The following is a 14,825-nucleotide window of genomic DNA, read 5'->3' as shown; positions in this document are numbered from 1 at the left end:
GGCGCCCCCTAGCCTGCCCGCAGCTTGCGGGCCTTGGCGATCAGCCGGTCGCGTTTGAGCCGCGACAGGTGATCGAAATACATCCACCCGTTCAGATGGTCGATCTGATGCTGGACGCTGGTCGCCCAGAGCCCGACGAATTCGCGCCGTTCATCAATACCGTTTTCATCCATGAACCGCACCGTCACCGCGCGCGGCCGCGAGATCACTTCTGAGACGCCGGGCAGGTTGGGCGAGGCTTCCCGGTGGTCGCGCAGCGCGACACTGGCGTGCAGGACTTCCGGGTTGGCCATGCGCACCGCCTGCCCGCGCCTGTCACTGGCATCCACCACCGCCATGCGCAGGAGCACACCCAGCTGCACCGCCGCCAGACCGACCCCGGGCATGGCGTCCATGGCCGCGATCATCTCGTCCCAGAGCGCGCGAATGTCATCCGTGATTTCTGCGACTGGCTGCGCGGGGGTGCGCAGCACCTTGTCGGGCCAGGGCACGAAGGGGCGCGGTGGCATTCAGGCGCGGGCCTTCTCGCGCTTGAACTTGACCATCTTGCGCGTGATCATCTGTCGGCGCAGCGGCTTGAGGTGGTCGATGAAAAGCTTGCCGTTGAGGTGGTCGATCTCGTGCTGCACGCAGGTCGCCCAGAGCCCGTCGAAATGTTCGCTGTGGGTCCGGCCGTCCAGCCCCAGCCATTTCACGGTCACCGCAACCGGGCGCTCCACGTCGGCATAGTGTTCGGGGATCGACAGGCAGCCCTCTTCGTAGACGCCGGTTTCCTCGGAGGTCTCGACGATCTCGGGGTTGATCAGGACCATGGGCTCGGGCGTCGCCTCAGGGTCCTTGACGCAATCCATCACCAGCAGGCGATCTGCGACGCCCACCTGCGGCGCGGCCAGCCCGATGCCCGGCGCGTCGTACATGGTTTCCAGCATGTCGTCAGCCAGCCGCCGGACCTCGTCGGTCACTTCCGCAACCGGCGTCGCCACCTTCTTCAGGCGCGGATCGGGGTGGATCAGGATGGGTCTCAGGGTCATGTGGATGCATTTATGTGATTGCACCACGCGGCGCAATACACGCCCCTTGCACCCGGCGCGGGGACAGGTAGCGTCGCCAAAACTCACCAGACGAGGACCGCATGAGCTTCGACACGCTGACCCACCGCACCGGCACCGGCTCCACCAAGTGGGACATGATGCAGCCCGCCTTCGGCATATCGCCAGACGCGGGCCTGCCGATGTGGGTGGCCGACAAGGATTTCGAGGCCCCCGATTTCCTGCAAAAGGCCGTGCGCGGCCTGCTCGACCGGGCCGATTACGGCTATTTCTGCGATACGGACTCGTTTCATGACGCGATCGCCTGGTGGCAGGAAACGCGCCACGGCTGGCAGATCGACAGCGACTGGCTGTTCACGACCCATGGTCTGGGTAATGCCATCTCCCTGACCATCCAGTGTTTCACCGATCCCGGGGATCACGTCGCCATCCTGACACCGGTCTACCACGAATTCGCCGCCAAGATCGGCCGGACCGAACGCGTGGTGACCGAGTTGCCGCTTGCCGTGTGCGATGGCGTCTACGCGCTGGACTTCGACGCCGTCGAGGCCCGCATGACCGGCAAGGAAAAGATGCTGCTGATCAGTTCGCCGCACAATCCCGCTGGCCGCGTCTGGACCCCGGCGGAACTGCAACAGATGGCGGCGTTCTGCGACCGCCACGACCTGCTGCTCGTCTCGGACGAAGTCCATGGCGACCTGGTCTTCGAAGGGCACCGGTTCGTGCCGACCCACATGGCGGTGCCCGGGATCGCGCCGCGGCTGATCGCCATGAGCGCGGCCTCCAAGACCTTTTCGGTCGCGGGCGCGCGCACCGGCTACATGGTGATCCCCGACCCTGACCTGCGCGCGCGGTTTGCGCGGTTCTTTCGCGGCTTCGACATCAGCCCCAACCTGCTGGGCGTGACGCTGACCCGTGCCGCCTACAGCCCCGAGGGCGCGGCCTGGGTGGACCAGCTGATGCCCTACCTGCAAGCCAACCGCGATCTGTTCTGCGCCGGGGTGGATGAAATCCCTGGGCTTCGGGCCATGCCGATGCAAAGCACCTACCTCGCCTGGGTGGATTTCACCGCAACCGGCATGGACCGGGCCGAGATCCACGCCCGGCTGCAGGACAGCGCCGGGATCGCCGCTACCCCGGGCCATACCCTGGGCACCGGCGGCGAGAGCTTCATGCGCTTCAACCTCGGCACCCAGCGGGCACGCGTGGAGGAAGCGCTCGCGCGGCTGTCACGGGCATTCGCCGATTTGCAGTAACCGGCGTTCGACTGCCCCGTGTGCGCCTGTGCCGAGGGTGATGCGCATTCCTCGCCCTTTGCGCGTAAACCGCAGACCTCTACCTTGATCGGTGAACTGAAAAAAGGAGGTCGGCATGGGTCGATTGGTCAACGGAAAATGGGAAGACACCTGGTACGACACCAAGTCGACCGGCGGTGCCTTCCAGCGCGACACGTCGCGGTTTCGCAACTGGGTCACCCCGGACGGCCGGCCCGGCCCCTCGGGCGAGGGCGGCTTTCCGGCCGAAAGCGGGCGCTACCACCTTTATGTGTCCTACGCCTGCCCCTGGGCGCATCGGGCGCTGGTGTTCCGCCTGCTCAAGGGCCTGGCGGATCACATCGACGTGTCGGTCGTGCATCCGCACATGCTGTCCGACGGCTGGACCTTCGAGACGGATTTCGACGGCGCCACGGGCGATCGCCTTTACGGACTGCCCTTCACCCGCGACCTCTACCTCAAGGCCGATCCGGACATTTCGGGGCGCGTGACCGTGCCGATCCTTTGGGACCGGCAGCGCGAAACCATCGTGTCGAACGAAAGCGCGGAAATCATCCGCATGTTCAATTCGGCCTTCGACGGGCTGACCGGCAACACCGACGACTACTGCCCCGAAGACCTGCGCGCGGAGATCGAGCCGATCAACGCGCGCGTCTACGACACGGTCAACAACGGCGTCTACAAGTCCGGCTTCGCCACCACGCAAGAGGCCTACGAGGCGGCCGTGCATCCCCTCTTCGACAGTCTGGAGTGGCTTGAGGATCACCTCTCGCGCAACCGTTATCTCATGGGCGGGCGCATCACCGAGGCCGACTGGCGGCTCTGGACCACGCTGATCCGGTTCGACCCGGTCTATCACCTGCACTTCAAGTGCAACCGCAAACGGCTGATCGACTATCCCAATCTCTGGGGCTTCACCCGCGAGCTTTACCAGTGGCAGGCCCCCGATGGCCCGGTGGCGGACACCGTTCACATGGGCCACATCGTCGAGCACTACCACTACAGCCACGAGACGATTAACCCGCACCGGATCATTCCCATCAACCCGATCCTGGATCACGCGGCGCCGCACGGGCGCGAGCGGGTGCAAGCCGCGGCCTGACCCCAAGCGACAGGGGCTGACACACTGCTCGGCGGCACCCCGCTTGCCGCCGGGCGGCACGTGCGACATGCCCTTGCCCGAGTGTGGCAACTTGCTAGGCTCCGAGCAGCCTTCCATCGGAGTTCCGCATGCGCGCCCTTGCCCTCGTCCTGTCCCTTCTTGCCGGCCCCGCTGCCGCCCAGACATGCGGCGGCAGCTTTTCCGCCTTCGTCGACCAGTTGCGCGCCAAGGCGCTGGAGCGCGGCCATGACCGCGCCACGGTCGACGGGTTCTTTCGCGGCACGCGCCGCGACGCGGATGTCATCGCCGCCGACCGCCGCCAGGGCCATTTCCAGCGCAATTTCATAGACTTCTCCGACCGGCTGATCGCCCAGTACAGAGTGGACAACGGCAAATACTACGCCAGGCAACTCGACAGTCTCTTCGACCGGATCGAGGCGCGCTACGGCGTCAGCCGCGGCGTCCTGCTGGCCTTCTGGGCCTTCGAGACCGACTTCGGCCAGGTGCAGGGCGACTACAATACGCGCGACGCGCTGGTCACGCTCGCCCATGACTGCCGCCGGCCAGATCTCTTCCGCCCGCATGTCTTCGCCGCGATCGAGCTGTTCGCGCGCGGCGATTTCGACCCGGGCACCACCACCGGGGCCTGGGCCGGCGAGATCGGCCAGGTCCAGATGCTGCCCGAGGACATCCTGACCAACGGCGTTGACGGCGACGGTGACGGCCGCGTGACGCTCAAGACCTCCTCGGCGGATGCGCTGATGTCGGGGGCGGCCATGCTGTCGGACCTCGGCTGGCGGGCGAATGAACCCTGGCTGCAGGAAGTCCGTGTGCCCGACACGCTCGACTGGTCGCTGACCGGGCTGGATCAGCCGCGGCCGACCTCGGACTGGGCCGCCCGGGGCGTGACCGCGCGCACCGGCGACCTGCGGCGCGACCTCGACGGCGCCCTGCTGCTGCCCATGGGGCGCAAGGGGCCGGCCTTTCTCGCCTATCCCAATTTCAACGTCTATTTCGAGTGGAACAAGAGCTTCGTCTACGTGCTCACGGCCGCCTATTTCGCCAACATTCTAGAAGGCGCCCCGCGCTTCGACCCCGGGACCCCCGATCCGGGGCTGTCCGGGCCGGAGATCATCGCGCTGCAGGAAAAGCTGGTGGCGCGCGGCTACGACGTGGGCGGCGTCGACGGCATCATCGGCGCGATGACACGGGACGCGGTGCAGAAGGAACAGCTCCGCCGCGGCCTGCCCGCCGATGCCTGGCCAACGCGCGCGCTGCTCGACGCGCTCTGAGCGGTGCCCGACGCGCTAAAGCGCTTCCATTTTGACCCCTGAGGTTTCAGGCAGCGGTCATGCGGCACCGGCACACCGGCGGATTGCAGACCCAGATGACGACTATTCCACCGCGCGGATCAGCTTGCGGTCGAGCACGCGCAGCACGGTTTTCAGATCGTCACCGCGCTTGAGCACCTGCCCCTCCATCCCGATGACGCAGTACTGGCCCTGCCGCAGCCGAAGCTTGGGGCGTTTCTCGATGCGGTAGACAGGCACCTCGGCGGTGCGCCGAAAGACCGAGAAGATCGCCACGTCCTTGAGGAAAGACATCCCGTAGTCACGCCATTCCCCGGCGGCGACCATACGCCCGTAGAGCGACAGGATGACATTCAATTCGGACCGGTGAAACGCCACCTTCTGGCTTTCGCGGGTCGTCAGCGGGGTGGGCGGATGCGCGGTCATGCCCGACAGAGTTGCCGCTGTGCCCGCGTTTTTCAACCCGTCTCGTAACGGGTCCGTCGCGCCGGGCTCAACCGCAGTAGATGCGCGTGATGCGCCCCGCCTCGGAGATGGAAAAATTGATCCGGTCGGGGCGATGATCCATTGTCACCGCCATGCCGGGCCGGATCACCCGCACCGGGCCGAGGATCAGCACCCGTTCGAGCGCCGTGGCGTCCTGCCCCACCAGCCCGGCGTGGTCAGCCGCACCGCAGGTGTCCGCGTCACTGGCAGGCACGCCCGGGGGCGCGGCAAGGTCGCAGGTAGCAAGGCCGAGAAGAAGGGCGGCAAGCCAGGCGCGTCGCATGCCGCCATGGTCACATTTTTGCGGGTGAAATCAACTCCGGCGCTTGCAACGTGGCAGCGCTTCCAACACTGTTTCGCCAAAGTATCAGGGAGGAGCCACCATGCGTACCCGCGCCGCCGTCGCCACCGCCGCCCAGCAACCGCTCGAAATCATGGACGTGAACCTCGAAGGCCCGCGCGCGGGCGAGGTCCTCGTCGAGATCAAGGCCACCGGCATCTGCCATACCGACGATTTCACGCTGTCGGGCGCCGACCCCGAGGGGCAGTTCCCGGCCGTCCTCGGCCACGAGGGCGCCGGCGTCGTCCAGGAGGTCGGCGCGGGGGTCAAGAGCCTCAAGCCCGGCGATCACGTGATCCCGCTCTACACCCCGGAATGCCGGGAATGCGAATACTGCCTGAGCGGCAAGACCAACCTGTGCCAAGCGATCCGCGGCACCCAGGGCAAAGGCCTGATGCCCGACGGCACGAGCCGGTTTTCCACGCTCGATGGCGACCCGATCCTGCATTACATGGGGTGTTCGACCTTCGCCAACCACACCGTGCTGCCGGAAATCGCACTGGCCAAGGTGCGTCCCGACGCGCCCTTCGACAAGATCTGCTATATCGGCTGCGGTGTGACCACCGGCATCGGGGCCGTCATCAACACCGCCAAGGTCGAGATCGGCGCGCGCGCCATCGTCTTCGGCCTGGGCGGCATCGGACTGAACGTGATCCAGGGGCTGCGCCTGGCCGGGGCCGACCAGATCGTCGGCGTGGACCTGAACCCCGACAAGCGCGCCATGGCCGAGCGGTTCGGCATGACCGATTTCGTCAACCCGGCCGAGGTCGAGGGCGACCTTGTTCCCTACCTTGTCGATCTTACGGGGGGTGGCGGCGATTACACCTTCGACGCCACCGGCAACGTCGAGGTGATGCGCGCCGCGCTGGAATCCGCCCACAAGGGCTGGGGCGAGAGCGTCATCATCGGCGTCGCCCCCGCCGGAGCCGAGATTTCGACCCGCCCCGTCCAGCTTGTCACCGGGCGGGTCTGGCGCGGCACGGCCTTCGGCGGGGCCAAGGGCCGCACGGATGTGCCGAAGATCGTGGACTGGTACATGGACGGCAAGATCGACATCGACCCGATGATCACCCACACCATGGGGCTGGACGAGATCAACACCGGCTTCGACCTGATGCACGGGGGCGAGTCGATCCGCTCGGTCGTGCTCTACTGACCCCCACCGCGCCCGGAGGGAACATGCCGGACCCAAGCAGCCTCTATGCCGTGCTGATCGACGCCGACAACGTCTCGTCCAGCCATGCCGAGGCGATCCTCAAGGAGATCACCCAGTTCGGCGAGCCGGCCCTGCGGCGGGTCTACGGCGACTGGTCCACCGGCCATCTGGCGGGCTGGAAGAAGACCGCGGCCGAACTGGGGCTGGTACAGCGGCAACTGCCCTCGAACACCACCGGCAAGAACGCCACCGACATCGGGCTGGTCATCGACGCCATGGACATCCTTCACTCGGGCCGGTTCGACGGTTTCGTGCTGGTCAGTTCCGACAGCGATTTCACCGCGCTGGCCAGCCGCATCCGCGAACAGGGCCTCGCGGTGATCGGCATCGGCGAGGCCAAGACCCCGGTGAGCCTGCGCAACACCTGCAACCGCTTCGTCCTGATCGAGAACATCGCCGAGGAGGACGCGCCGCAATCGGGCAAGCGCAAGCCAACCGAGGCGGTGCCGCTGATCCGCCGCGCCATGGACGCGGTCGACCAGGAGAGCGAGTGGGTCGGCCTGGGCGCGATCGGGCAGAAGCTCGTGGCGGACAACCCCGACTTCGACCCGCGCACCTACGGCAAGGTCAAGCTGAGCGATCTTGTCGGGTCGCTCAAGTTGTTCGAGTTGCGCCGCGGGTCGGGCAATCACATGGAAGTGCGCCGCAAGGACTGACCGTCGCGCCCCATCAGGGGCCGTAGCGGGCCATGAACATCTCGACCGCCGCGGTCAGGATCGTCTCCAGCTCGTCGTCGTCGAACTCGGTCTGAACGCCGCAGGTGATGCGGGTGAATATCCGCGCCTTGCATAATTCGGCGAACTGGTCGGCGGCCAGCAGCGGGTCGTCGATGCGCAAGCGGCCGGCCTGGGCAGCGCAGGCGAGGTAGTGGCTGAAATGCTCCCGCACGAGGCCGGGGCCCGAATCGTAGAACATGCACCCGAGTTCAGGAAAGCGCTGCGCCTCGGCGGAACACAGGCCGACAACCTGTTGCCCGAAGCGCGAGGTCAGGAAGGTCATCAGCCGCTTGCCGGCACGATAAAGCACTTCCTCAGGCGGCCCGTCGGTGTCGATCTCGGCAAGCGAAAGTTGCGCCTGGCGTTCGCTCTCGACCCTGGCGACCTCGGCGAACAGCAGGCGCTTGTCGGGGAAATAGCTATAGAGCGTGGCCTTGGACACATCCGCGGCCCGGGCGATTTCGTCGACCGAGGCCCCCTCGTAGCCATGCGCCATGAAAACCGTCCGGGCGCCTGCCAGCACCTGGTCGAACTTGCGGCCCTTCTTGATCTCTAAATCGCCGTCGGCCATCGCTCCTCCTTGGCCGGACCATAAACCGCGCGGTTCAGTCGCAGCAAGGAATCCGCGACGTCAGCCGCATCCGGGGCCGCGTCGTGGCCGATAGAGCGGCGCCGGGGCTTGCAATTCAACAGAACTATTGCATATTAGAACAATTCTAAAAAAGAGGTGTCCCGTGATCCCCGGAGTTCCAACCCGCCGCCGTTTCAAGGACCTGTCCGAACAAGAGGTCCTCGCGCTCGCCATCTCCTCGGAAGAGGATGACGCCCGCATCTATCGCACCTATGCCGAGATACTGCGCGCGGATTTCCCGGCCTCTGCCGCGATTTTCGACGGCATGGCCGAGGAAGAGGACGCCCACCGCCACCGCCTGATCGACCTGCACGAGACCCGGTTCGGCAAGGTCATCCCCCTGCTGCGGCGCGAACACGTCGCCGGGTTCCATGCGCGGCGCCCGGTCTGGCTGGTCGAGAACCTCGGGCTGGAGCGGATCCGCGAAGAGGCGCACCTGATGGAACGCGACGCGCAGCGCTTCTACGAGGCCGCCGCGGCCGCCACCACGGATGCCGACACCCGCAAGCTGCTGGGCGACCTGGCCGCGGCCGAGGCAGGCCATGCCGACACCGCCGACACCCTGGAGCAGGAACACCTGGGTGATGTGACCCGCTCCGAAGAGGATTCCGAGGCGCATCGTCGATTCGTTCTGACCTGGGTGCAGCCTGGGCTTGCCGGGTTGATGGACGGTTCGGTCTCTACGCTGGCGCCGATCTTCGCCACGGCCTTTGCCACCCAGGACACGTGGACGACCTTCCTGGTCGGGCTCGCGGCCTCGGTCGGGGCCGGGATTTCCATGGGCTTTACCGAGGCGGCCTCGGATGACGGGCAGATCTCAGGGCGCGGATCGCCGTTAAAGCGAGGGCTGGCCAGCGGGGTCATGACAACGCTGGGCGGGCTGGGCCACGCGCTGCCCTACCTCATTCCCGATTTCTGGACGGCGACCATCACCGCGATCATCGTCGTCTTCGTCGAGCTTTGGGCCATCGTCTGGATTCAGAACCGGTTCATGGACACGCCCTTCCTGCGGGCGACGTTTCAGGTGGTGCTGGGCGGCGCGCTGGTCTTTGCCGCCGGGGTCCTGATCGGCGGCGGCTGACAGGGGGCTGTCCGCCCCCTCTTGGCCTACGGCCAATTCACCCCCAAGGATATTTGCGGCCAGAAGAAACACGGGCGGCGGCGCGGACTGGCGGAAGGTGCGCATTGCCGCTTGTCCCGCCGACCGGGCGTGATAACGCTGCGTCCATGTGGGACATCCTCCTTCAGACGCTGCCGTTTTTCGCGCTGATCGGGCTGGGCTACGGCGCGGGGCGCACGGGCTTTTTCACCGCCGAGGCGACGGCCTGGCTGACCAAGTTCGTCTTCTACTTCGCCCTGTCGGCCATGCTGTTCCGTTTCGCGGCCAATCTGTCGATCGGCGAGATCTTCGACTGGCCCTTCGTGCTGGCCTATCTCTGGGGCACGCTTTTGATCTACCTTGTTGCCACCGGCGTGGCCCTGCTGCGCCGCCGCGGGATCGAGGAAGCGGCGGTCGAGGCGCAATGCGCCGTCATCGGCAACGTCGGCTTTCTCGGGATTCCCATGCTGGCCATGCTGCTGGGCCCCGAGGCCATCCCGGCGATCATGATGGTCCTGTCGGTGGACCTGATCGTATTCGGCTCGCTGATCGTGATCCTGATCACCGGGTCGCGCGACGGCCGGATGAGCCTCGGCATCCTGCGTAGCGTCGGGCTGGGCCTGCTCAAGAACCCGATGATCATGTCCATCGGGCTCGGGCTGGTGGTCTCGGCCCTGGGGCTGCCCATACCCGGCCCGGCGAATGATTTCCTCGAAATCCTCGGTGCCGCGGCCACGCCCGGTGCACTTTTCGCTATCGGGGCCTCGCTGGCCGGCAAATCGGCCGAGCGCGTCGCGGTCGCAGGCTGGCTGTCGCTGGCCAAGCTGGTGCTGCACCCGGCCGCTGTCGGGTTTGCCGCGTTCTACATGCTGCCGGTGGACCCCTATGCCGCCGGGGTCATGATCGCCGCGGCCGCCTTGCCCGTGGCCGGGAATGTCTACATTCTGGCGCAGCACTACGGGGTCGCGCCGCAGCGAGTGTCGGCCGCGATCCTGATCTCGACCGCAGCGAGCGTCGTCACCGTTTCGGGCGTCATCGCCCTTGTCACCGGATAGGAGGGGCCATGCCCGAAAAACCCGTCTACCAGGCGCTGCCCCTGCCCGACCGGCGCACGTTCCCCGACGCCGAGATGGAGCGGCAGGCCCGGGATTTCCTGGGCCTGGTGAAAACACGCCATTCCATCCGGGACTTTTCCGAGCGGCCCGTCCCGCGGAGGGTGATCGACACCTGCATCGCAGCGGCCGGCACGGCGCCCAGCGGGGCCAACCAGCAGCCCTGGCACTTCGTGGCGATCTCGGACCAGGCGATGAAGCACAAGGTGCGGCTGGCCGCCGAGGCCGAAGAGGAAAAGTTCTACGACGGCGGTGGCAGCGATGAATGGCTGGCCGCGCTGGAGCCCATCGGCACGGATGCCGTCAAGCGGCACCTGGACGTCGCGCCGTGGTTGATCGTGATCTTCGCCCAGCGCTGGGGGTATCGCGACGGCGAGCGGGTCAAGCACTACTACGTGCCCGAAAGCGTCGGCATCGCCACCGGCGTGCTGATCACCGCGCTGCATACCGCGGGGCTGTCGTGCCTGACCCATACGCCCAACCCGATGAAATTCCTCAACGGCCTGTGCGATCGGCCCGAGAACGAGAAACCGGTCATGATCCTTGCCGTGGGCCACCCGGCAGCGGATGCGACCGTTCCCGCCGTGGCCAAGAAAAAGAAACCGCTGGACCAGATAATGACCGTCTATGAAGGAAACCCCTGATGGAGACCCTTTCCGAAAACCGCTGTTTCGCCGGCACGCAGGGCGTCTATCGCCACCGCTCGGACGCCTGTTCCTGCGACATGACCTTCGGCCTGTTCCTGCCCGAAGAGGCGCGCGACGGCCCCGTGCCGCTACTGTGGTACCTGTCGGGCCTGACCTGCACGCACGAGAACGCCATGACCAAGGCGGGCGCACAGGCCTGGGCGGCAGACCACGGGATCGCGCTGTGTTTTCCCGATACCTCGCCCCGGGGCGAGGGGGTCGCGGACGACCCCGACTTCGACATGGGCCAGGGCGCGGGGTTCTACGTGAACGCGACCGAAGCCCCCTGGGCGCCGCATTTCCGTATGTGGGATTACCTGGCCGAGGAACTGCCGCGTGTCCTCGACACCAGCTTTGCCATCGACCCCGAACGGCAGGCGATCACCGGGCATTCCATGGGCGGGCACGGGGCCCTGACGCTGGCCATGTCCCTACCCGGGCGGTTCCGGTCGGTCTCGGCCTTTGCGCCGATCTGCAACCCGACCCAAGGCGACTGGGGCCGCAAGCAGTTCGAGGCCTACCTGGGCGGCATCGAGGCGGGCCGGGCGCATGACGCCAGCCTGCTGATGCGGGAAACCGGGTTCGACGGCCCGGTCCTGGTGGACGTGGGCACGCGCGACAATTTCTGGGACCTGCTGCGTGTCGAGGTGCTGGCCGACGCCATGACCACGCAGCGCCAACCGGGACAACTGCGCCTGCAAGAGGGCTACGACCACAGCTATTTCTTCGTCTCGAGCTTCATCGCGGACCACGTGGCCTTCCACGCCGAGGCCTTGTGGCAATGAGCGGGGGCACGGCCGTTTGATTTACGTCGACGGTGACGCCTGCCCGGTCAAGGCCGAGGTCGCGCGCGTCGCCACGCGCCACCGCCACCCGGCGACTATCGTCGCCAACGGCGGGCTGCGACCGTCTGAAAACCCGCTGGTCGAGACCGTCTTCGTCTCAGACGACCCGGACGCGGCCGACAAGTGGATCGCCGCGCGGTGCGGCCTGGGCGACGTGGTCGTTACTGCCGATATACCCCTCGCCGCGCGCTGCATCGAGGCGGGGGCGGCCGTGCTCAAACCCGACGGTGAGGAACTGACGGCACGCAACGTGGGCCAGGCGCTGGCCACCCGCGACCTGATGACCGACCTGCGCGCCGCCGACCCCTTCCGCCAGGGCGGCGGCAAGGGCTTTTCCAAGGCCGACCGGTCGCGCTTCCTCGACCGGCTGGAACACCTGCTGCGCCGCGCCGCGCGGCAGTGATTGCGTGCCGCAGGTCGGGGCTTTTCCCGGCCCGCGGGCGCGGCTACTGTTCCTGCCAGACAGCAAGGAGCACCCATGACCCCCCAGGCGGTGATCTTCGACATCGGCAATGTCCTTATCGAGTGGCAGCCCGAACGGTTCTACGACCGCGTGATCGGGGCGGACCGGCGCGCGGCCTTCTTCGCGGCCATCGACCTGCACGGGATGAATGACCGTGTCGACCGCGGTGAACCCTTCACCGAGGTCATCGCCGAGGTCGCCGCGGCCCATCCCGGCTGGGCCACCGAAATCCGGATGTGGCAGGACCGCTGGATCGACATGGCCGCCCCGGCGATCGACGCATCGGTCGGCATCCTGCGGGCGCTGCGCAGGGCCAGTGTGCCGGTTTTCGCCCTGTCCAACTTCGGCATCGAGACCTTCGAGATCGGGCGCGAAAACTATCCGTTCCTGGAGGAATTCGACCGCCACTACATCAGCGGGCACATGGGCGTGACCAAGCCCGACCCGCGCATCTACGATATGGTGGAAGAGGACTGCGGCATCGCGCCGGAGCGGCTACTGTTCACCGACGACCGGGCCGAGAACATCGCCGCGGCCCGGGCGCGCGGCTGGCAGGCGCATCTCTTCGACGGACCGGCGGGCTGGGCCGACCGGCTGGTGGCCGCCGGCCTTGTCACGCGGGACGCCCTGACATGACGACGATCATTCCCTTCAAGGACGGCGAGGCCGGGCTGGACTGGCTGGCGCTGACCGACGCGCTGGCGGCGGGGCACGACCGGCCGCGCGCTGCCGTCGACGACCTGTTCCTCTACCGCGACCGGGACACGCTGCTCAACCGGTCGGCCTGGATCGACGGCATGGGAATCGCGGTGAAATGCGCCACGATCTTTCCCGCCAATCCCGCCGCGGGCGATCCGATGATCAACGGGGCAGTGATGCTCTTCGCCGACACGGGCGGCCAGCTCGAGGCGATCCTCGATTTCCACTTGGTGACCAAGTGGAAGACCGCCGGCGACAGCCTGCTGGCCGCGCGCCGCCTTGCCCGGCCCGACAGCCGCAAGATCCTGATCGTCGGCGCCGGGACCGTGGGCCGGTCGCTCTGGCAGGCCTATGGCGCGGCCTTTCCGCGGGCCGAGTTCACGGTCTGGAACCGCTCGCCCGCGGGGGCGGCGCGGTTCGCGCGGGACTGCCCCGGCGTGGCCGTGGCCGAGGATCTGCAGGCGGCGGTCGAACAGGCCGATATCGTGACCATGGCCACGATGAGCACCGATCCGCTTCTGCACGGCGCCTGGCTGAAACCGGGTCAGCATGTTGATCTGATCGGCGCCTACCGTCCCGACATGCGCGAGGCCGACGATACCGCGCTGCAGCGCGCCCGCATCTTCGTGGACAGCCGCGACACGACGCTCGGCCACATCGGCGAGTTGCGCATCCCGCTGGAAACGGGCGCGATCACCCGCGACGACGTGGTGGCCGACCACTACGCGCCGGAGGCGTTCACCCGGACGTCACGCGACGAGATCACCCTGTTCAAGAACGGAGGGGGCGCGCACCTGGACCTGATGACCAGCCGCTACATCCTCGAGAAATGGCAGGGCTGACATGGGCTGGCTTCTGCTGACGATCCTGGCGGCAATCGTCGCAACACTGCCCCAGCAGGCCGAGGCGCGCCGTCTTCCCGCCGAGCGGATGCGCGATGCCGCGCCGGGCCGTTTCGCAAGGCTGTCGCAGGGCGTGACGCACTACCAATGGCTGGGGCCGGTGCGCGGGCCGGTCGTGGTGGCGATCCACGGGCTGTCCACGCCCGGCCCGGTGTTCTACGCCATCGCCCGCGGGCTGGCAGGTATCGGATACCGGGTGCTGATCTACGACCTCTACGGCCGCGGCTACTCGGACGCGCCCCGCGGCCGGCAGGATCGGGCGTTCTTCCTGACCCAGCTGCAGGACCTTCTGGCGCATCAGGAGCTGGACGCGGACCTGACCCTGCTTGGCTACTCCATGGGCGGGGCCATCGCCACCGCCTTCGCGGCGGCCCATCCGGGGCGAATGAAACGGCTGATCCTGCTGGCCCCCGCCGGTGTGCGTCTGCGCGAGGACCGCCTCACCCGGTTCTGCCGGACAACGCCGGTGCTGGGCGACTGGGTGCACGCGGTGATCGCGCAGCGCCGAGACCGCCGCGCCCTGCGCCGCCAGCTGGGGGGCGACTTCGACATCGACGGGATCATTGAGCTGCAACTGGCCGAATACGCGGGAAAGGGATTCCTGCGGTCGGTCCTGTCCAGCCGCCGGCATATTCTGGCCGAGGTCCAGGAGGCGGACCACCGCCTGCTGGGCCGTGAGGGCGTGCCCGTCGTCGGCATCTGGGCCGAAACCGACAGGGTCATCCCGCTGTCCGCGCTGGGCACCTTGACCCAGTGGAACCGGGTCGTCCGGCAGGAGGTTGTCCCCGAGGCCGGCCACCAGATACCTTTCACACATGCGCAAGACGTCACGGCGCTGCTGGCCGGCGTTCTGCGCGAGGCTGACTGACAGTGCCATCGCCGGCGGCGTCGGCCT

Annotated in this window: 18 protein-coding genes; 13 read left to right on the top strand and 5 right to left on the bottom strand. The window is 67.2% G+C overall.

The window, feature by feature from the left end:
• Positions 1-8: 8 nt before the first annotated feature.
• Together def (BU124_RS06575) and def (BU124_RS06570) are read right to left on the bottom strand one after the other, a co-directional pair.
• A complete protein-coding gene (gene def / locus BU124_RS06575) occupies positions 9-509 on the bottom strand; it encodes a peptide deformylase (protein WP_084861882.1) in 501 nt (166 codons plus the stop codon).
• Complete coding sequence (gene def / locus BU124_RS06570; RefSeq protein WP_084861880.1) at positions 510-1,031, bottom strand: peptide deformylase; 522 nt, start codon at positions 1,029-1,031, stop codon at positions 510-512.
• A gap of 101 nt (positions 1,032-1,132) precedes the next feature.
• On the opposite strand from def (BU124_RS06570), the gene BU124_RS06565 reads away from it, so the two are divergent.
• The 3 genes from BU124_RS06565 (at position 1,133) to BU124_RS06555 (ending at position 4,717) form a co-directional block, all read left to right on the top strand.
• Positions 1,133-2,305 (top strand): MalY/PatB family protein, encoded by a 1,173-nt coding sequence (locus BU124_RS06565; RefSeq protein WP_084861878.1) that lies wholly within the window; start codon positions 1,133-1,135, stop codon positions 2,303-2,305.
• A 115-nt stretch (positions 2,306-2,420) separates the two neighbouring features.
• On the top strand, positions 2,421-3,425 hold the full coding sequence (locus BU124_RS06560; RefSeq protein ID WP_084861876.1) for a glutathione S-transferase family protein: 1,005 nt from the start codon (positions 2,421-2,423) through the stop codon (positions 3,423-3,425).
• A gap of 128 nt (positions 3,426-3,553) precedes the next feature.
• Positions 3,554-4,717, top strand: coding sequence for a lytic murein transglycosylase (locus BU124_RS06555; protein WP_084861874.1), 1,164 nt, complete (start codon positions 3,554-3,556; stop codon positions 4,715-4,717).
• 102 nt (positions 4,718-4,819) lie between these two features.
• On the opposite strand, the gene BU124_RS06550 is transcribed toward BU124_RS06555, so the two are convergent.
• Positions 4,820-5,161, bottom strand: a complete 342-nt coding sequence (locus BU124_RS06550; RefSeq protein ID WP_084861872.1) for a DUF2794 domain-containing protein — start codon at positions 5,159-5,161, stop codon at positions 4,820-4,822.
• 67 nt (positions 5,162-5,228) lie between these two features.
• Complete coding sequence (locus BU124_RS06545) at positions 5,229-5,504, bottom strand: I78 family peptidase inhibitor (RefSeq protein WP_084861869.1); 276 nt, start codon at positions 5,502-5,504, stop codon at positions 5,229-5,231.
• A 100-nt stretch (positions 5,505-5,604) separates the two neighbouring features.
• On the opposite strand from BU124_RS06545, the gene BU124_RS06540 reads away from it, so the two are divergent.
• Complete coding sequence (locus BU124_RS06540) at positions 5,605-6,717, top strand: S-(hydroxymethyl)glutathione dehydrogenase/class III alcohol dehydrogenase (protein WP_084861867.1); 1,113 nt, start codon at positions 5,605-5,607, stop codon at positions 6,715-6,717.
• 23 nt (positions 6,718-6,740) lie between these two features.
• The gene (locus tag BU124_RS06535; protein WP_084861864.1) at positions 6,741-7,433 is read left to right on the top strand and encodes an NYN domain-containing protein; all 693 of its coding nucleotides are present in this window, start codon (positions 6,741-6,743) and stop codon (positions 7,431-7,433) included.
• A gap of 13 nt (positions 7,434-7,446) precedes the next feature.
• On the opposite strand, the gene BU124_RS06530 is transcribed toward BU124_RS06535, so the two are convergent.
• Complete coding sequence (locus tag BU124_RS06530; RefSeq protein ID WP_084861862.1) at positions 7,447-8,064, bottom strand: TetR/AcrR family transcriptional regulator; 618 nt, start codon at positions 8,062-8,064, stop codon at positions 7,447-7,449.
• 163 nt (positions 8,065-8,227) lie between these two features.
• Between BU124_RS06530 and mbfA the strand changes: the two genes are divergently transcribed.
• The 8 genes from mbfA (at position 8,228) to BU124_RS06490 (ending at position 14,798) form a co-directional block, all read left to right on the top strand.
• The gene (mbfA, locus tag BU124_RS06525) at positions 8,228-9,205 is read left to right on the top strand and encodes an iron exporter MbfA (RefSeq protein ID WP_084861860.1); all 978 of its coding nucleotides are present in this window, start codon (positions 8,228-8,230) and stop codon (positions 9,203-9,205) included.
• A gap of 146 nt (positions 9,206-9,351) precedes the next feature.
• Complete coding sequence (locus BU124_RS06520; RefSeq protein WP_084861858.1) at positions 9,352-10,278, top strand: AEC family transporter; 927 nt, start codon at positions 9,352-9,354, stop codon at positions 10,276-10,278.
• 8 nt (positions 10,279-10,286) lie between these two features.
• Complete coding sequence (locus BU124_RS06515; protein ID WP_084861855.1) at positions 10,287-10,979, top strand: nitroreductase family protein; 693 nt, start codon at positions 10,287-10,289, stop codon at positions 10,977-10,979.
• On the top strand, positions 10,979-11,806 hold the full coding sequence (gene fghA / locus BU124_RS06510; RefSeq protein WP_084861853.1) for an S-formylglutathione hydrolase: 828 nt from the start codon (positions 10,979-10,981) through the stop codon (positions 11,804-11,806). Before BU124_RS06515 ends, fghA begins: the two co-directional genes overlap by 1 nt.
• A gap of 16 nt (positions 11,807-11,822) precedes the next feature.
• The gene (locus tag BU124_RS06505) at positions 11,823-12,269 is read left to right on the top strand and encodes a YaiI/YqxD family protein (protein WP_084861851.1); all 447 of its coding nucleotides are present in this window, start codon (positions 11,823-11,825) and stop codon (positions 12,267-12,269) included.
• Between the two features lie 75 nt (positions 12,270-12,344).
• The gene (locus BU124_RS06500; RefSeq protein WP_084861848.1) at positions 12,345-12,965 is read left to right on the top strand and encodes an HAD family hydrolase; all 621 of its coding nucleotides are present in this window, start codon (positions 12,345-12,347) and stop codon (positions 12,963-12,965) included.
• Positions 12,962-13,870: an ornithine cyclodeaminase family protein gene (locus tag BU124_RS06495; RefSeq protein ID WP_084861845.1), complete on the top strand. Its 909-nt coding sequence runs from the start codon at positions 12,962-12,964 to the stop codon at positions 13,868-13,870. Before BU124_RS06500 ends, BU124_RS06495 begins: the two co-directional genes overlap by 4 nt.
• A gap of 1 nt (position 13,871) precedes the next feature.
• Positions 13,872-14,798, top strand: a complete 927-nt coding sequence (locus BU124_RS06490) for an alpha/beta fold hydrolase (RefSeq protein ID WP_084861843.1) — start codon at positions 13,872-13,874, stop codon at positions 14,796-14,798.
• The last annotated feature ends 27 nt before the right edge of the window (positions 14,799-14,825 follow it).

The sequence above is a fragment of the Salibaculum halophilum genome (assembly GCF_002094885.1).
Lineage (GTDB): Bacteria > Pseudomonadota > Alphaproteobacteria > Rhodobacterales > Rhodobacteraceae > Salibaculum > Salibaculum halophilum.
The sequence above is the reverse complement of the archived record's forward strand: the minus strand, read 5'-3'. Positions and strand labels throughout refer to the sequence as shown.